Below are 16740 nucleotides of genomic sequence, written 5' to 3' on the forward strand. Positions count from 1 at the left end.
TCAGAGGGCGAGCGCCGCCCGGGCGTGCTCCTCGGCCCGCTCCCCGGCGCGGCCGGAGGCGCTGACCCGCCCGGAGTCCAGGACGTACCAGTCCGTGGCCGAGCCCAGGGCGAAGCCGATCCGCTGCTCCACCAGCAGCACCCGGATCCCGGTGCCGGCGGCCAGCTGCAGGATCTTCTGCTCGATCTCCTGGACCACGGACGGCTGGATGCCCTCGGTGGGCTCGTCGAGGATCAGCAGGGACGGCTCGGTGATCAGGGCGCGGGCGATCGCCAGCTGCTGGCGCTGCCCGCCCGAGAGCAGCCCGGCCCGGCGCTCGAGCAGCCCCTCGAGCGCCGGGAACATCGCCAGGGACCGGTCGACGGCGGCCCGTCCGCTCCGCCGGCCGTCGGCCACCACCTGGAGGTTCTCCCGGACGCTGAGCCCGCCGAAGGAGCGCTGGCCCTGCGGGACGTAGGCCATGCCGCGGCGGACCCGGGCGTGCCCGCTGAGCCCGGTGATGTCCTCGCCGTCGAGCAGGATCCGGCCGGAGGTCACCCTGTTGAGGCCCACGACCGCCCGCAGCAGCGTGGTCTTGCCCGCCCCGTTGTGGCCGAGGAGGGCGACCACGGCGTCCCCACCGACGGTGAGGTCCACGCCGTGGACCACCTCGGTGCGGCCGTAGCCGGTGTGCACGTCCTGGAGCTCGAGCATCAGGAGTCCCCTTCCCGGGAGTCGGCTGCGGTGGCGGCGGCGGTGGCCGCGGTGCCCAGGTAGATCTCCTGGACCCGCGGGTCGGCCTGCACGTGGGCCACGGAGCCCTCGCTGATCACCCGGCCGTCGGCCATCACGGTGACGGAGGTGGCGTAGCGGCGCAGGAACTCCATGTCGTGCTCCACCACGATCGTGATCCGGTCGCCGCCGATCCGGCGCAGCAGCTCACCGGTCTGCTCCCGCTCCTCGTGGCTCATCCCGGCCACGGGCTCGTCGAGCAGCAGCACCTGCGCCTTCTGCACGAGCAGCATCCCGATCTCGAGCCACTGCTTCTGCCCGTGGGCCAGCACCCCGGCCGGGACGTCCCGCAGGGCCGAGAGGTTGATGATCTCGAGGGCCTCCTCCACCTCCCGGGACACGGACCGCCGGGCGGCGAGCAGGGACAGGGGCGGCCGGCCGGCCTCCGCGGCGATGTCGAGGTTCTGCAGGACCGTGAGCTGCTCGAAGACGCTCGCGGTCTGAAAGGTGCGGCCCACGCCCAGCCGGGTGATCCGGTGCGTCCTGCGGCCCACCAGCTGATGGCCGTCGTGGTCGATCGACCCGCGCGCGGGGACGAGCCCGGTCACCGCGTCGATGAGGGTGGTCTTCCCGGCGCCGTTGGGGCCGATGAGGAAGCGCAGGTCGCCCTGGTTGACCACGAGGTCCACGCCGTCCACGGCCGTGAAGCTCCCGAAGGACACGGTGAGGTCCGTGATCTCGAGGTAGGAGGGGCGGCCCGTGCGCAGCCCACCGGGCTGCGGCGGGGTGTGCCCCAGCAGAGTGCTCCTCCACTCGGGGCGGCGCGCGGACAGCATCTCGGGGCGTGCGGCGGCGTTCATCGGGCCTCCTCCGCGGCCAGGGCCGCTGCCGGGGTGGGGACGGGGTCGTCGGGGGTGGTGGCCCCTCCGGGGCCGCGGCCGTCTCCGTCGCCGGGGGCGGGCGCGGGGGCGCGACGACGACGCCGGAGCACCCCGGGCAGCGAGGCGATGCCGCCGGGCAGGAACCCGACCACCAGCACGAAGAGCAGGCCCTGGAGGTACACCCAGAAGGACGGGAACGCGGAGGCCAGGGACGTCTCGGCGAAGGACACGGCGATCGAGCCGAGCACGGGCCCGAGCAGGGTCGCGCGGCCGCCGACGGCCACGCCGATGAGGAACGCGATGGACGGGATCACCCCGACGTCGGCGGGGGAGACGATCCCCACGACCGGGACGAACAGCGCCCCGCCGATCCCGGCCATGACCGCGGCGAGGACGTAGGCGGCGGTCTTCACGAGGGCCGGGTCGTGGCCGAGGAAGCGCACGCGCTCCTCCTGGTCCCGCACGGCCACGAGCAGCTCGCCCCACCGGCTGCGGTGGAGCTGCCAGGTGAGGGCCACCATGGCCAGGAGCAGCGCCGCGGTGACGAGGTAGAGGACCAGCTGGTTGCGCGGGTCGGCGAGGTCGTAGCCGAAGAGGGAGCGGAAGCTGCTCAGCCCGTTGGACCCGTTGGTGAGAACGGGCTGCCCGATCAGCCAGACCGCGAAGGCCGCGGCGAGGGCCTGGGACAGGATCGCGAAGTAGGCGCCCTTGACCCGCCGGGTGAAGATCGCCAGGCCCAGGGCCGCGGCCACCGCCGCCGGCACCAGGACCACGCCGAGCACGGCGGCCACCGGGTGGGCGAACACGGCCCACACGGCGGGCAGCTCGGTGACGCCGTTCTGTCGCATGAACTCGGGGACCTGCTCGCCCAGCAGGCGGGTGTCCGCGAGCTGCAGGTGCATGGCCATGATGTAGGCGCCGAGCCCGAAGAACAGGCCCTGGCCCATGGTGAGCATCCCGCCGCGGCCCCAGGCCAGGCCGATGCCCACGGCGACCATGGCGATGCACAGGTACTTGCCGAGCAGGCCCAGGCCGAACCCGCCGAGGGTCAGGGGCGCCAGGACGAGCAGCAGGAGCGCGCCGAGGGCCAGCCCGGCGGCGGCCCCCCGGGGGCCGGTGAGCCGGTCGCGCCACGCGGCGGCGGGACGGGGTGCGGTGGTGGTGTTCATGCCAGACCTCTCGTTCGGACGCTGAAGATCCCCTGGGGGCGCAGCTGCAGGAAGGCGACCACGGCGACCAGCACCAGGACCTTGGCGATCGAGGCGGTGGTGGAGTACTCGACGAAGGCCTGGAGCACGCCCAGGCCCGCCGCGGCGAGCACCGCCCCGCGGATCTGGCCGATGCCGCCGGCGACGACCACGAGGAAGGCGTCCACGATGTACGTGGTGCCGAGGGTGGGGCTCGTGGAGCCCACGAGGGTCAGCGCCACCCCGGCCACCCCCGCGAGCCCGGAGCCGATGAAGAACGTCAGCTGGTCGGTGCGCCGGGAGGAGATCCCGCTGACCTCGGCGAGGTCGCGGCTGAGCACCACGGCGCGGATCCGGCGGCCCAGGGAGGTGCGGTGGAGCACGAGCGCGAGGGCGGCGACCACGACGACGGCGAGGGCCAGCAGGAACACGCGGGACGCCGGGACGGGGACGCCCAGGACCTCCACGGGGCCCTGCAGCAGCTCGGGCAGCCGCACGTCCACGCTGGGCGCGCCGAAGACGTCCCGGGCCACCTGCTGGAGGACCAGGGACACCCCGAAGGTGACGAGCAGCGTGTCCAGCGGGCGGTGGTACATGCGCCGCAGCAGCAGCCCCTCGATCAGCAGGCCGAGGGCCCCGCCCACGAGGAACGCGAGGGGGATCGACAGCAGCAGGGAGACCCCGGCGTGGCCGAGCACCTGCTGGACCGTGAACGCGGTGTACGCGCCGGCCATGATGAACTCGCCGTGGGCCATGTTGATGACGCCCATCTGCCCGAAGGTCAGGGACAGCCCCACGGCCGCGAGGAGGAGGATGGAGCCGAGGCTGAGCCCGGCGAACAACTGGCTGACGATGACTTCCATGGACGGCTCTTCTCTCGGTCTGCGGGGCGTCGGGGGGCGGTGCCGGCGGTGGCGGGGCGGCTCAGCCGGAGACGCCGTCGGCCCAGTCGTAGCCGGTCAGGAACGGGTCGGGGACCACCGGCTCGGCGGCCTCCTCGACGGTCTCGATCAGCCCGTCCTCGCGGATCCGGCCGATGCGCGGGGTCTTGGTGATGTGCTGGGTCTCCCCGTCCACCTCGACGGTGCCCTCGGGGGCCTCGACCACGGTCCCGTCGGCGGCCTCGCGCACGGCGTCGACGTCGAAGGACCCGGCCTTCTCGACCATCGCCCGCCACAGGTGCACGGACGTGTAGGCGGCCTCCATGGGGTCGCTGGTGACCCGCCCGCCGCCGTACCGGTCCTGGAACGCCCGCACGAACCGCTCGTTCTCGGGGGTGTCGACGGTCTGGTAGTAGTTCCAGGAGGTCAGCTGGCCGGCGATGTTCTCCACGCCGATGCCGGGGACCTCCTCCTCCGCGACCGACACGGACACCACGGGCACCTCGCCGGCCTCGAGGCCCACGGAGGAGTACTGGCGGAAGAACGCCACGTTGGAGTCGCCGTTGAGGGTGTTGAACACCGCGTCGGCGTCCGAGGCCAGGAGCTTGTTGACGATGGTCGAGAACTCGGTCGAGCCCATGGGCACGTACTCCTCGCCCACCACCTCCATGCCGTGGGCCGCGGCGTAGGCGTTGATGATCCGGTTCGCCGTGCGGGGGAAGACGTAGTCGCTGCCGACCAGGAAGATCCGCCGGTGCCCCTGCTCCCGCAGGTGGTCGAGGGCCGGGACGATCTGCTGGTTGGTGGTGGCCCCGGTGTAGAAGATGTTGGGGGAGGCCTCGAGCCCCTCGTACTGCACCGGGTAGAACAGCAGCGAGTCCTGGGCCTCGAAGACCGGGAGCATGGCCTTGCGGCTCGCGGAGGTCCAGCCGCCGAACACCGCGGCCACGCAGTCCTGCCGGATCAGCTTGGCGGCCTTCTCCGCGAACACCGTCGGCTCGCTCGCGCCGTCCTCGGTGACGGGGTCCAGCTCCTTGCCGAGCACCCCGCCGTCGGCGTTGATCTCCTCGATCGCCAGGTTCAGGGAGCGGTTGACGGTCGTCTCGCTCACGGCCATCGTGCCCGAGAGGGAGTTGAGCAGCCCCACCTTCACGCTGTCCCCGGAGGTGTCCACGCACGAGCTCGACGGCGCCTGGGCGGCCTGCGCGCTCGGCTGCGGGTCGTACTTCGCGCCGCACCCCGTGAGGAGCGTGGCCGCCACGAGGGCCGGGATCAGAGCGCGCCGTGCGGGGACCGTCATGCCGTCCTGCTTTCCGGGGAGGAGTCGCTGGGTGCCGGGCGGTGGTCCTGCGCGGGGCGGGACCCGGTCCGCCGGGATGGGAGCGACGCTAGCCAGCCGGGATTTCCGGGGTGCGGCGCAGAGGTTTCCCGGCGATGTCGGACGCGGCGCCCGGTTTCGGGCGTGTGTCGCCCGGTCCCGCAGCGGCGCCGTCCGACGCAACTCCGTATGCTCGGGACCGATGGAGAGCGCGGTCCGCCGGGACCGCCCCGGTGGTTGGAAAGGTCGTGCGGCGATGTCCCCCTCGGTGCGCCCGCTCGCGGTGGCGGTGCTGGCCGCGGCCCTGGTCACGGGGTGCGGCTCCGGGTTCCCGAAGGACCCGGAGGGCACCCTCGACCGGGTGCGCGGCGGTGAGCTGCGGGCCGGGGTCTCGGAGAGCCCGCCCTGGACGGAGGTCGCCGACAGCGGCCGTCCCTCGGGGGTGGAGGTCGAGCTGGTCGAGGAGTTCGCCGAGCGAATCGACGCCGAGGTCGTCTGGACCTCCGGCGCCGAGAGCGACCTGATCCGCTCGCTCGAGGGCGGCGACCTCGACGTCGTCGTCGCAGGCCTCACCGAGACGTCCCCCTGGGAGAAGCACGCCGCGCTGACCCGCCCGCACACGGAGATCGAGACGGGGGACGGCCGCACCGAGAAAATCGTGCTGGCCACCCGGCTGGGGGAGAACGGCTTCCTCACCGAGCTCGAGACGTTCCTGGTGGAACGGGAGGAGGGGTGATGTCGCAGTCCGGGGCGAAGGCCCGGTTCGGGTCCACCGAGCTCACCGGCGCCCAGGCGCGCACCCTGGCGCGTGCGGTGCGCCTGGAGAAGATCACCCTCGGGGTGCTCGCCGTGACCGTGGCCGTCGTGGCGCTCGTGGCCGGGCAGTCCCAGGCCATGAAGGTCGCCTGGATCGAGGACTCGCTCTCGTTCCTGCCGCCCCTCGCCTTCCTCGTGGCGGTCCGCGTCGCCGGCCGGCGCCCTACGCCCCGCCACCCCTACGGCTACCACCGCTCCGTGGGCGTGGGCCACCTCGTGGCGGCGGTCGCGCTCCTGGCGATGGGCGCGTTCCTCGTGGTCGACTCCGGCTCCGGGCTCCTGCGGGGCGAGCGGCCCCCGATCGGGGTCACGAGCCTGTTCGGCACGCCGGTGTGGTCCGGGTGGCTGATGGTGGCGGCGATGACGCTCACCAGCATCCCGCCCGTGATCCTGGGCCGGATGAAGATGAAGCTCGCGGAGGAGCTCCACGACAAGGTGCTCTACGCCGACGCCGACATGAACAAGGCGGACTGGATGACCGGCCTGGCCACGGCGCTCGGTGTGCTGGGCATCGGGATGGGCCTGTGGTGGGCGGACGCGGTCGCGGCGCTCGTGGTCTCCACGTCGATCCTCAAGGACGGGGCCACGAACCTCAAGGGGGCCGTCGCCGACCTCGTGGACTCCCGCCCGACCACCTACGACGACGCCGCGCCCCACCCGCTCGTCCAGGACGTGGAGACGGTGCTGCGCCAGCAGCCGTGGGTGCAGGACGTGGGCGTGCGGGTCCGGGACGAGGGCCACGTCTTCCACGTGGAGGCCTTCGTGGTCCCGGCCGAAGGGGTCGTCCCGACGCTCGGGCAGCTCGCGGCCGCCCGGAAGCGCTGCGCGGACCTGGACTGGAAGATCGAGGACGTCGTGCTCGCCCCCGTGACGGAGCTGTCGGAGGACCAGGTCCCGCGCTGACGCGATCCCTGCCCCTGCGCGAGGGGTCTCGTCCCGAGGCCATCCGGGCTGTGTTCCGACAGGAGGCAACCCCTCGGCAGGGATGTGGGTGGAACTGGACCCCCGGCGGGGTCAGATCTTCAGGTGCACCAGGCTCGGCCCCTCGACCGCGAGCGCCTCGACGACCTTCTCGGCCAGGTTCTCCGGGGTGGCCTCGAACCCGACCGCGCCGAAGGCCTCCGCGAGCGCGGGCCAGTCCGGCTGCCGCAGGTCCACGGCGAGCGGGTCGATGTCCCGGTCGGTCATGTTCTGCCGGATCTCGCCGTAGCCGCCGTTGTCCACGCACACGATCGGCAGGTCCACGCCGAGCTCCACGGCGGTCATCAGCTCCTGGATCGAGAACATCAGGGCGCCGTCGCCCACGAGGCACAGCACGGGCCGGTGCGGGGCGGCGAGCTTCGCCCCGATCGAGGCGGGCAGGCCGTAGCCCAGGGTCGCGTAGGTCCCCATGTAGAGCAGGGAGTGCGGGAGCTGGGCGCGGAAGAACGTGGTGGAGCCCAGGTAGGTGACCTGGGAGGAGTCGCCGCCGATGATCGTGTCCTCGGGCACCACCGCCATGATCGTCTCGTTGAGCGCCGCGAGCTCGGGCGCGGTGCGGCGGCCCTCGTCGTCGAGCCGGGCGAAGACCTCGGTGAGGTCGCGCGGGGGGCGCGGGGCGAGCGGGCCGATCGCCTCGAGGAGCTGCGGGACCACGGCCGCGGAGTGGCCGGGCAGCTCGATGTCCGGGTCCAGGTTGCACAGCATCTGGTCCCGCATGATGTCCACGCGCACGACCGGGCCCCGCGGCGTGATGTCCCCGCCCCACAGCTCGGCCTCGCCCACCTTCGAGCCGATCACCAGCAGGGCGTCGGCGGAGCGCAGGAACTCGTGTGCGGTGGACAGGCGCAGGTCGGCGCCCAGCGAGAGGCGGTGCCGCTCGGGGATCGCGCCCTTGCCGTTGGTCGTGGTGATGACCGGCGCCTCGAGCAGCTCGGCGAGCTCGAGCAGCCGCGCGCCGGCGGCCAGCGAGCCGCCGCCCGCGAGGATGACAGGGTGCTCGGCGTCCCGCAGCACCTCGGCGGCGCGGCGCACGTCGTCGACCGGCGCCGGCTGCGGGGCGCCGAGCCGGCGCGGGGCCACCTGCCGGTCGGTGTAGTCGAGCTCCGCCTCCAGGACGTCCAGCGGGATCTCGATGTGCACCGGCCGGGGGCGGGAGTGGGCGAAGTCCCGGAAGGCGTCGTGGACCATGGTCACGGCCTCGGCCCCGCTGGTGACCCGGCGGCTGCGGCCGACGATCGCGTCCACGGCCGCGGACGGGTTCTTCGTCTCGTGCAGCGAGCCGATGTCCCGGAAGTCGTGGCCCACCGGACGGCCGGGGGACAGGATGATCATCGGGCGGGACTCGGCGTAGGCCGTGGCCGCCCCGGACAGCGAGTTGAGCAGGCCCGGCCCGGACGTGGTGATGACGACGCCCGGCAGCCCGGAGACCTGGCTCCACCCGTCGGCGCCGTACGCGGCGCCCTGCTCGTGGCGGGTGGTGACCGCCCGGATGCCCAGCTCGCGCAGCGGGCGGTAGAACTCGAGCGAGTGGGTCCCGGGGATGCCGAAGACGGTGTCGACGCCGTAGCCCCGGAGCGTCTCCAGCACGGCACGGGCGGTGGTCCTGCGGGCGGTCATGAGCGGTCCTCCAAGGGGTGGGGCGGGTGGTGCGGGGCGGGTGGAGCGGGCGGAGCAGGGCGGGACGTGCGGCGGACGCCGGCGGTCAGCCCTCCCCGGCGGGCCGGTCCTTGACGTAGAGCAGGCGCTTGTTGACGAACTCGTCCATGCCCAGCGGGCCCAGCTCCCGGCCGTAGCCGGAGCGCTTGACCCCGCCGAAGGGCATCTCGGCGCCCTCGGCCTCGGCGGCGTTGACGGCGGCCATGCCCGCGTCCAGGCCCTCGGCGAGCCGGCGCGCCCGCTCGGGGTCCGTGCTGAAGACCGCCCCGCCGAGCCCGTAGGGGGTGTCGTTGGCCAGGGCGAGCGCCTCCGCGTCGTCGGCCACCCGATAGACCACGGCCACGGGGCCGAAGAGCTCCTCGTGGTGCGCGGCCATGTCCGGGGTGATCCCGGTGAGCACGGCCGGCTCCAGGTACGCGCCCGGGCCCTCGAGCAGCCGCCCGCCGGCGTGCAGGGTGGCGCCGGCGTCCACGGCGGCCCGGATCTGGCGGGCCAGTCCCTCGGCCGCGGCCCGGGAGGACAGGGGGGCGAAGGTCCCGGGGGCGGCCTCGGCCGGGTCGCCCGGGGTCAGCGCCTCGGCCTGGCGGGTCAGCTCGGCCACGAACTCGTCGTAGAGGTCCGCCATGACGATCATGCGCTTGTTGGAGTTGCACGCCTGGCCCGTGTTGCCCATCCGGGTGGCGAAGGCCGCGCGGGCGGACTCGCGCACGTCGTCGGTGTCCAGCACCACGTAGGGGTCGGAGCCGCCGAGCTCGAGGACGACCTTCTTCAGGTTCCGCCCGGCGATCTCGGCGACCTTCGCCCCTGCCCGCTCGGACCCGGTCAGGGACACCCCCTGGACCCGCGGGTCGGCGATGATGTCCGCGACCTGGTCGTGGCTCGCGAAGACGTTGGCGTAGGCGCCGGCCGGCACCCCGGCGTCGTCCATGAGCTGCTGGAGGGCCAGGGCCGCCCGGGGGCAGGACTCGGCGTGCTTGAGCAGGATCGTGTTGCCCAGCACCAGGTTGGGGGCGGCGAAGCGGGCCACCTGGTAGTAGGGGTAGTTCCACGGCATGATCCCCAGCAGCACCCCCACGGGGCGCTTCTGGACCACCGCCCGGCCGCCGCCGGAGGCCGTGATGGGCTGGTCGGCGGCCAGGGCCGGGCCCTGCTCGGCGAAGTACGCGAAGATCTCGGCACAGAACGCGACCTCGTCCCGGGCCTCGGCGAGCGGCTTGCCCATCTCCTCGGTGATGACGGCGGCCAGCTCCTCGACCCGTTCGGCGAACAGCGTCCCGACGCGGGCCGCGACGGCCGCCCGCTCCTCGATCGGCAGGGTCCGCCAGGCGCGGAACGCGGCGTCGGCGCCGGCCAGGGCCTCCTGCACCTGGGCATCGGTGGCGGTCGGGTGCTCGGCCAGGACCCGGCCGGTCGCCGGGTTGACGGACCGGTAGGCGGAATGGGCGGTGGATCGGGCGTCGGCGGTCATGGCGGGGTCTCCTCGGGAGTGATCGGATGTCGTCGTCGTCGGCGGCGGCGTCGGCGTCGGTGGCGTCGTGGTCCCGGGGCGGGGACCGGGCAGCGGCGGCGCGGGGCTCACGGCTGCATCGCCACCGCCCGCACCGGGGAGCCGTCCAGTCCGCGCAGCCGCAGCGGCAGGACGCTCACCAGCGGGTCCCGCCAGTCGACGGCGTGCAGGTTCGTCAGGTTCTCGACGATCGCCCCGCCCGCCCCGAGGACCGCCGCGTGCACCGGCAGCTCGGGCGGGCCGGACGCGCCGGCGTCCGGGGTGCGGTCCGGGTTGAGGGTGTCCGTGCCGAGCACGTGCACGCCCGCGGACAGCAGGCGCTCGGCGATCTCCACGTCCAGCACCGGGTGCGCCAGGTAGCGCGGGGTGCCGAAGTGCCGGGACCAGTCGGTGCGGAACAGCACGATCGTGCCGGCCCGCACGTCCTCCAGCTGCGCGCGGACGTGCGCCCAGCGGATCACCTCGTGCCCCCGGAGGTCCGGCACGTGCACGATGCGCGCCGGTCCCACCAGGCGGGCGAGGTCGAGCTCGTCCACGGGCGAGCCGCCGTCCACGGTGTGCAGCGGGGCGTCCACGTGCGTGCCGCTGTGCGTGCCCAGGTGCAGCTCGGCCACTTGGAAGCCGTCCCGCGGGACGGACGCCGCGAGCCGGGAGTCCACGGCCGGGTCCCCCGGGAAGACCTGCATGCCGGCCTCCACGGGGTGGCTCAGGTCAACGAGGCGCATCGGCGGCCTCCTCCGGCCTGCCGGCCGCGCCGACAGTGCCGACAGTGCCGACCGTGCAGGGTCCGCCGGTCCGCTCGGGCGCGGCGGCCCCGTCCCGCGCCCCGGCCCCGTCCGTCCCGGTCCTCCCCGCCTCGGCGAGGTGTCGCTGGACCGGCCGGCCCGGCACGATCCGCTTCGCCGCCAGGGCCCAGAGCAGGTAGAGCGCCGCGGAGAGGGCGAACGTGGGAATGGTCGCGCCCACGGGGCTCGGCAGCACGTAGGTGAGCACCAGCGAGCAGACCGCGCCGACGGCCCACACCGCCACGGCGGCGGGGTTGACCCCGCCCCGGTACCAGTACCGGCCGCCGCGCCCGCGCAGGATGTCCGCCGCGTAGGCGCCGCGCTGGACCATGTAGTAGTCCACCAGCATGATCGCGAAGACGGGGATGAACAGCGAGCCGATCAGCACCAGGAACTCGGTGAACTGGTCCAGCAGGCCCAGCCGGGTGGACCCGAGGACCGACACGGCCCCCAGTACGAGCGCCGTGGGCAGGAACCGCAGCCTCCGCGAGGGCGTGAGGTTCACCACCGAGGAGACCATGCCGTAGACGACCATGGTGTTGGTGGCCATCACCGACAGGAAGACCACCACCGCCAGGGGCGCGCCGAAGGCGGCGACGAGCACCGTCGGGTCGAACCCGACCGCCTCCCCGCCGTCGAGCACCACGTAGGCGACGGCGGTGGCCCCGAGGCTCATGGCCGCGACCGTGGACAGGACGTACCCCGCACCGGAGCCGATCATGCCCGCGGACTGCCGGCGGGCGAGCCGGTTGAACTCCGCGGAGAGCACGGTCCAGGAGATGGCCGTGGCGATGACGACGTCGAGGACCGCGATGGGGGACCAGCCCGCCCCGGGGTCCACGGGCAGGGCGGCGAAGTCGGCCACGGGGTAGGACGTGAACGCCACCGTGAACACCCAGGCCATGATGCCCAGGATCACCACAGCCAGCCACGGCTCCACCCGGGCGATGCCCTCGTGGCCGAGGACGGCCAGCGCCACGACCAGCGCCTGGCAGAGCACCGAGAACAGCACCGGGTTCGAGTAGCCGGTCGCCTGCGCCACGAGGAAGTTCACGGTGACGCCGGCGAGCATCGCCTGCACCCAGCTCCAGCCCATGAGGATGACCACGTTCGCGGCCACCGGCAGGAAGGACCCGCGCAGGCCGAAGGAGCCCTTGGTCAGGGACATGGTGGCGAGACCGGTGCGGGTGCCCATGTTCCCCACGAGCACCAGCACCGCCCCGCCGATCAGCGTGCCCAGGACGATCATGGCCAGGGCCGTGGGCCAGGACACCCCGGGCACGAACAGCGTCCCCGTCAGCAGGGTGGTCACCACCAGGTTCGCCGCGAGCCAGATCATCCCGATCCGGCCCGCGCCCAGCGTGCCGCGCAGCGGGCCGTAGCCCTCGGAGTTCTCGTCCAGGTGGTCCGAGAGCCGGGACCAGGCGCTCACGGGCGGGCCTCCGCGCGGTCGGCGCCGGAGCCCGCGAGGCGCTCGTTCCACTGCCGCAGCACCCCGGCGTGCGTGGGGCGGGACAGCAGCGAGACCACCACGTAGACCAGCGCGGAGCTCGCCAGTCCCAGGTAGATGGGGGCGTTGGCCAGCACGCCGAAGACCGCCATGGACGCCACGGTCACCACGGACCCGACGAGCATGGACAGGGCCGCGCCGAGGCTCGTCCCCCGCCGCCACAGGAGCCCGCCGAGGATGGCGACGAGCAGGCCGCCCACCAGGATGTCGTAGGCGATGGTCAGGGCGGTGACGGTGTCCGAGACGAAGATCGAGATCACCGTGATCACCACGCCGAAGACGAGCACGTAGAGCCGGTCCCCGCGCAGCGCCTCGGCGGTGCCCTCCGGGGCGGGGGCCGCGTGCCGGGTGAGCAGGGACCTCAGGGTCGGCACGACGTCGACGCGGGCCACCGTGGCCGCGGCGATGAGCGCGCCCGAGGCCGTGGACATCATGGCGGCGACCCCGGCCGCGAGCACGACCCCGCCGAGCCCGGCCGGGACGTACTGCTGCGCCATCGTGGCGAACGCGTCGTCCGGGGAGGAGAGGTCCGGGGCCACGGCGGCGGCCGTCATCCCGATGACGGCCCCGGCCACGCCGTAGAGCGCCACGTAGGCCGCGGAGGCGAGCCCGCCCCAGCGGGCGACCTGCGGGGAGCGGGCGGTGAAGACGCGCTGCCAGATGTCCTGGCCGATCAGCATGCCGAAGCCGTAGACCACGAACTGGGTGACGATCGCCTGCGTGCCCATGCCGTCCCAGGTGAAGAACGTGGCGTCCAGCCGGTCCTCGAGCCCGGTCCAGCCGCCCGCCGCGGAGAGGGAGAACGGCAGCAGCACCAGGAAGATGCCGACCGTCATGAACACGAACTGCATCATGTCGGTGAGCGTGATCGACCACATCCCGCCGAGCACGGAGTAGGCCACGACCACCACGCCGCCGAGCAGGATCGCCCACGACCGGTCGAGCGGGAAGAGGACCGAGAAGATCGCGGCGTACGCGGAGGTGGAGGTCACCGAGAGCATCACGGTGTAGGCCAGCATCACGAACGAGGACGCCTTGGCCCCGCCGCGCTCGCCGTAGCGCAGCTGCAGCATCTGGGAGACGGTGAACACCTTGAGGGACTGGATGCGGCCGGCGAAGAACAGGCTCAGCGCGGCCAGGCCGGTGGCGATCGCCACCACCAGCCACATCCCGGAGATGCCGTAGGTGTAGCCGAGGCCCACCCCGCCCACGGTGGACGCGCCGCCGAGGACCACCGCGGCCATCGTCCCGGTGTAGAAGCCGGGGCCCAGGCGGCGGCCGGCCACCCGGTAGTCCTCGGCGTCGTGGGCCCGGCGGCTGGCCCAGAGCCCGACCGCCACCATGGCGACCAGGTACAGCACGATGATCAGCACGTTCATGGGTGTCGCTGCTTCCTCGGGGCGCGGGCGCCCACGGGGTCGATCGGGAGCCTCCCCGGAACGGGGTTGCTCTACAAGAAACAAAAGTTGTCCCACATAGTATGATGCAGATCATGTTTTGGGAACGGGTCCGGGTCGTGACGGGCGGGTAAAACCGTCCGGGAGGAGGCGTCGTCGTCGTGAAAGCACTGCCCATCGAGAGCTCCGGGCACACCGCCGCCGTGGGGTCGCGGCTGCGCAACCACCGGCGGCGCAGCCACATGACCATCGACCAGCTCGCCTCCGCCGCGGGCCTCACCAAGGGCTTCGTCAGCCGGGTGGAGCGGGACATCACCTCCCCGTCCGTGGACTCCCTGGTGCGGATGTGCCAGGTGCTGCGGATCGACGTGGGCGCGCTCTTCGCCGGGCCCGCCGACGTGGAGCTGGTCCGGCTCGAGGACGCCCCGCACATCGACCTCGGCGGCGAGGGCATCGAGGAGCAGCTCGTCACGCCGTCGGCCCAGCGCCAGGTCCAGGTCATCCGGGCCCGCGTGGCCGCCGGGGGCCGGGGCGAGGACGCGATGTACAGCATGGACTGCGAGACCGAGGTGCTGCACCTGATCAGCGGCCGGTTCCGGCTCCACGTCCCGGACCGCACCTTCGACCTGGCGGCCGGGGACACCGTCACCTTCCCCGGCTCCGAACCGCACACCTGGGAGAACCCCGGCACCGAGGACGCCGTGCTGCTGTGGATCCTCGGCTCGTGAGCCCCCCGCCCGGCCCGTCCGCCACCCCCGCCAGCACGCCTGTCAGCACCCGTGTCAGCATCCACCGAGAGGACCGCACACCATGAACCCCGAGCGCATCACCGGCACCACCCCGGACGGCACCCCCGTCGTCGGACCCGTCAACGCCGCCCTGACCCCGCGCTGGGCCGGCCTGGGCACGTTCGCCCGCCTGCCGCGCACGGACGAGGTCGAGCACACGGACATCGCGGTGGTGGGCGTGCCGTTCGACGCCGGCGTCTCCTACCGGCCCGGCGCCCGGTTCGGGGCCAACCACGTCCGGGAGTCCTCGCGCCTGCTGCGCCCCTACAACCCCGCGCAGAACGTCTCGCCGTTCGCCGGGGCGCAGGTCGCCGACGCCGGGGACATCGTGGCCAACCCCTTCGACATCGCCGAGGCGATCGCCTCCATCGAGGCCCAGGCCAAGGAGCTCATGGGCGAGGACACCCGGCTCGTGGCGATCGGCGGCGACCACACCATCGCCCTGCCGCTGCTGCGCGCCGCCCACGCGCGCTACGGCGAGGTCGCGCTGCTGCACTTCGACGCCCACCTGGACACCTGGGACACCTACTTCGGTGCCGAGTACACCCACGGCACCCCCTTCCGGCGCGCGTTCGAGGAGGGCCTGCTCGACACGGACGCCGTGTGCCACGTCGGCACCCGCGGGCCGCTCTACGGCACCGAGGACCTCGACGACGACGCCCGCTTCGGCTTCGGCATCGTCTCCTCCGCCGACGTCATGCGGCTGGGGGTGGACGCCGTCGTCGCGCACCTGCGCGAGCGCGTCGGCGACCGCCCGCTCTACGTCTCGCTGGACATCGACGTGCTGGACCCGGCCCACGCCCCCGGCACCGGGACCCCCGAGGCCGGCGGCATGACCAGCCGGGAGGTGCTCGAGATCCTGCGCGGGCTGCGCGGGACGAACGTGGTCGGCTGCGACGTCGTCGAGGTCGCCCCGGCCTACGACCACGCCGAGATCACCGGGGTGGCGGCCGCCCACGTGGCCTACGAGCTCATCAGCCTCCTCGCGCTGGGACCCGGCGCGGCGCCGGGCGGACCCGCCTACGGGCTGGCCGGGCACGTCTACGGGGACGCCGTCCCGGCGCAGGCCCCGGCGGGGGAGGACCGGTGACCGGGGGCGCGGCCGTGACCCCCCGGCCCGACCACACCTCGCTGTTCGCCCACCGCTCCGAGGAGTTCCGGCCCTCCCCGGTCCGGGCCGTGTTCGAGATCGCGATGCGCCCCGGGATCATCTCCCTGGCCGGCGGCAATCCGGACATGAGCGTGCTCCCGCACGACGTGGTGGCCGCGATGTCGGCGCGGATCCTCGCCGAGCGCGGCCCCGAGGTGCTCCAGTACGGCTCCGGGGCCGGGATCGGGCGCCTGCCGGGGCTGGTCGTGGAGCTCATGCGCCTGCAGGGCGCGGAGACCACGCCCGACACGATCCAGATCACCGCCGGGTCCCAGGCGGGTCTCGACCTCGTGACCAAGCTGTTCTGCGACCCGGGGGACGTGGTCGTGGCCGAGGGCCCCACCTACGTGGGGGCCCTCGGCGTGTTCGGCAGCTACGAGGTCGAGGTCGCCCACGTGGACGTCGACGACGACGGACTGGACCCCGAGGCGGTCGCCGGGCGGATCGACGGGCTGCGGGCCGCCGGCCGGAGCGTGAAGTTCGTCTACACCATCCCGAACTTCCACAACCCCACCGGGGTGACCCTCACCGAGGAGCGGCGCCGCCGGCTCGTGGAGGTCTGCGCCGAGCGCGGGGTGCTCATCCTCGAGGACGACCCGTACGCGCTGCTCGGCTTCGACCGCGCCCACCGGCTCCCGTCCCTGTACTCGCTGGACCCGGGCACCGTGATCCACCTGGGCAGCTTCTCCAAGATCTTCTCGCCCGGGCTGCGGGTCGGCTGGATTGCGGCGGCGCCGGCGGTGCGGGCCCGGCTGCAGATCGCGGCCGAGGCCGTGACCATCCACCCGTCCGTGCTCGGCCAGGAGCTCGCCGCCGAGTACGTGGCCAGCGAGCACTGGCGGCCCGCCCTGGACCGAGCGGTGGACCTGTACCGCGCGCGCTGCGCCGCCATGATGACCGCCCTCGAGCGGTTCATGCCCGAGGGGGTGCGCTGGACGCGTCCCGCCGGCGGCTTCTTCACGTGGCTGGACCTGGACCCGGCCCTCGACCACGGGGACCTCCTGGGCCGGGCCATCGGGCACGGCGTGGTGCTGGTGCCCGGCGGCGCCTGCTACGCGGACGGGCGCGCCTCCACGAGCCTGCGCCTCGCCTACTCCGCGGCCTCGCCGGAGGACATCACCGAAGGGGTCCGGCGGGTGGGGGAGATGCTGCGCGACTGACCTGCGGCGCCG

General features: G+C 73.6%; 15 protein-coding genes. 5 read left to right on the forward strand and 10 right to left on the reverse strand.

Annotation, left to right across the window (positions count from 1 at the left end):
- The 5 genes from ACZ2G1_RS15020 to urtA form a co-directional block, all read right to left on the reverse strand.
- On the reverse strand, positions 1-693 hold the full coding sequence (locus ACZ2G1_RS15020; protein WP_470377087.1) for an ATP-binding cassette domain-containing protein: 693 nt from the start codon (positions 691-693) through the stop codon (positions 1-3).
- A complete protein-coding gene (gene urtD, locus ACZ2G1_RS15025) occupies positions 693-1571 on the reverse strand; it encodes an urea ABC transporter ATP-binding protein UrtD (RefSeq protein ID WP_470377088.1) in 879 nt (292 codons plus the stop codon). Before urtD ends, ACZ2G1_RS15020 begins: the two co-directional genes overlap by 1 nt.
- Positions 1568-2761: an urea ABC transporter permease subunit UrtC gene (gene urtC, locus ACZ2G1_RS15030; RefSeq protein ID WP_470377089.1), complete on the reverse strand. Its 1194-nt coding sequence runs from the start codon at positions 2759-2761 to the stop codon at positions 1568-1570. The genes urtD and urtC overlap by 4 nt, the downstream gene beginning before the upstream one ends.
- Positions 2758-3642: an urea ABC transporter permease subunit UrtB gene (gene urtB, locus ACZ2G1_RS15035; RefSeq protein ID WP_109221326.1), complete on the reverse strand. Its 885-nt coding sequence runs from the start codon at positions 3640-3642 to the stop codon at positions 2758-2760. Before urtB ends, urtC begins: the two co-directional genes overlap by 4 nt.
- Before the next feature lie 61 nt (positions 3643-3703).
- Entirely contained in the window at positions 3704-4960 is a 1257-nt protein-coding gene (gene urtA / locus ACZ2G1_RS15040; protein ID WP_109221325.1) for an urea ABC transporter substrate-binding protein, read from the reverse strand.
- Between the two features lie 274 nt (positions 4961-5234).
- On the opposite strand from urtA, the gene ACZ2G1_RS15045 reads away from it, so the two are divergent.
- Together ACZ2G1_RS15045 and ACZ2G1_RS15050 are read left to right on the forward strand one after the other, a co-directional pair.
- On the forward strand, positions 5235-5714 hold the full coding sequence (locus ACZ2G1_RS15045) for a substrate-binding periplasmic protein (protein ID WP_470377090.1): 480 nt from the start codon (positions 5235-5237) through the stop codon (positions 5712-5714).
- A complete protein-coding gene (locus tag ACZ2G1_RS15050) occupies positions 5714-6697 on the forward strand; it encodes a cation diffusion facilitator family transporter (protein ID WP_470377091.1) in 984 nt (327 codons plus the stop codon). Before ACZ2G1_RS15045 ends, ACZ2G1_RS15050 begins: the two co-directional genes overlap by 1 nt.
- Before the next feature lie 111 nt (positions 6698-6808).
- Here ACZ2G1_RS15050 and ACZ2G1_RS15055 read toward each other — a convergent pair whose 3' ends face one another.
- The 5 genes from ACZ2G1_RS15055 to ACZ2G1_RS15075 all read right to left on the reverse strand — a co-directional run bounded on the left by ACZ2G1_RS15055 (position 6809) and on the right by ACZ2G1_RS15075 (position 13612).
- Positions 6809-8392 (reverse strand): thiamine pyrophosphate-binding protein, encoded by a 1584-nt coding sequence (locus ACZ2G1_RS15055; protein WP_095651212.1) that lies wholly within the window; start codon positions 8390-8392, stop codon positions 6809-6811.
- Between the two features lie 85 nt (positions 8393-8477).
- On the reverse strand, positions 8478-9899 hold the full coding sequence (locus tag ACZ2G1_RS15060) for an NAD-dependent succinate-semialdehyde dehydrogenase (RefSeq protein WP_290467580.1): 1422 nt from the start codon (positions 9897-9899) through the stop codon (positions 8478-8480).
- A 107-nt stretch (positions 9900-10006) separates the two neighbouring features.
- A complete protein-coding gene (locus tag ACZ2G1_RS15065; RefSeq protein WP_035923266.1) occupies positions 10007-10663 on the reverse strand; it encodes a cyclase family protein in 657 nt (218 codons plus the stop codon).
- A complete protein-coding gene (locus ACZ2G1_RS15070) occupies positions 10650-12155 on the reverse strand; it encodes a purine-cytosine permease family protein (protein ID WP_470377092.1) in 1506 nt (501 codons plus the stop codon). The genes ACZ2G1_RS15065 and ACZ2G1_RS15070 overlap by 14 nt, the downstream gene beginning before the upstream one ends.
- Entirely contained in the window at positions 12152-13612 is a 1461-nt protein-coding gene (locus tag ACZ2G1_RS15075) for a sodium:solute symporter family protein (protein WP_115163497.1), read from the reverse strand. Before ACZ2G1_RS15075 ends, ACZ2G1_RS15070 begins: the two co-directional genes overlap by 4 nt.
- Positions 13613-13791: 179 nt before the next feature.
- Here ACZ2G1_RS15075 and ACZ2G1_RS15080 point away from each other — a divergent pair, with 179 nt between their 5' ends.
- From ACZ2G1_RS15080 to ACZ2G1_RS15090, 3 genes are all read left to right on the forward strand, one after another.
- On the forward strand, positions 13792-14358 hold the full coding sequence (locus tag ACZ2G1_RS15080) for a helix-turn-helix domain-containing protein (RefSeq protein ID WP_017834812.1): 567 nt from the start codon (positions 13792-13794) through the stop codon (positions 14356-14358).
- Between the two features lie 82 nt (positions 14359-14440).
- On the forward strand, positions 14441-15508 hold the full coding sequence (speB, locus tag ACZ2G1_RS15085; RefSeq protein ID WP_470377093.1) for an agmatinase: 1068 nt from the start codon (positions 14441-14443) through the stop codon (positions 15506-15508).
- Entirely contained in the window at positions 15505-16728 is a 1224-nt protein-coding gene (locus ACZ2G1_RS15090) for an aminotransferase-like domain-containing protein (RefSeq protein WP_109243083.1), read from the forward strand. Before speB ends, ACZ2G1_RS15090 begins: the two co-directional genes overlap by 4 nt.
- Positions 16729-16740 lie beyond the last annotated feature (12 nt).

This window comes from Kocuria sp. KKT182 (assembly GCF_055635395.1).

Bases quoted from the DNA above. Each gene is read 5' to 3' on its own strand.
- ACZ2G1_RS15020 (WP_470377087.1), bottom strand. From the start codon at position 693: ATGCTCGAGCTCCAGGACGTGCACACCGGCTACGGCCGCACCGAGGTG.
- ACZ2G1_RS15060 (WP_290467580.1), bottom strand. From the start codon at position 9,899: ATGACCGCCGACGCCCGATCCACCGCCCATTCCGCCTACCGGTCCGTC.
- speB (WP_470377093.1), top strand. From the start codon at position 14,441: ATGAACCCCGAGCGCATCACCGGCACCACCCCGGACGGCACCCCCGTC.
- ACZ2G1_RS15075 (WP_115163497.1), bottom strand. From the start codon at position 13,612: ATGAACGTGCTGATCATCGTGCTGTACCTGGTCGCCATGGTGGCGGTC.
- ACZ2G1_RS15065 (WP_035923266.1), bottom strand. From the start codon at position 10,663: ATGCGCCTCGTTGACCTGAGCCACCCCGTGGAGGCCGGCATGCAGGTC.
- ACZ2G1_RS15055 (WP_095651212.1), bottom strand. From the start codon at position 8,392: ATGACCGCCCGCAGGACCACCGCCCGTGCCGTGCTGGAGACGCTCCGG.
- urtD (WP_470377088.1), bottom strand. From the start codon at position 1,571: ATGAACGCCGCCGCACGCCCCGAGATGCTGTCCGCGCGCCGCCCCGAG.
- urtB (WP_109221326.1), bottom strand. From the start codon at position 3,642: ATGGAAGTCATCGTCAGCCAGTTGTTCGCCGGGCTCAGCCTCGGCTCC.
- urtC (WP_470377089.1), bottom strand. From the start codon at position 2,761: ATGAACACCACCACCGCACCCCGTCCCGCCGCCGCGTGGCGCGACCGG.
- ACZ2G1_RS15050 (WP_470377091.1), top strand. From the start codon at position 5,714: ATGTCGCAGTCCGGGGCGAAGGCCCGGTTCGGGTCCACCGAGCTCACC.
- urtA (WP_109221325.1), bottom strand. From the start codon at position 4,960: ATGACGGTCCCCGCACGGCGCGCTCTGATCCCGGCCCTCGTGGCGGCC.
- ACZ2G1_RS15045 (WP_470377090.1), top strand. From the start codon at position 5,235: ATGTCCCCCTCGGTGCGCCCGCTCGCGGTGGCGGTGCTGGCCGCGGCC.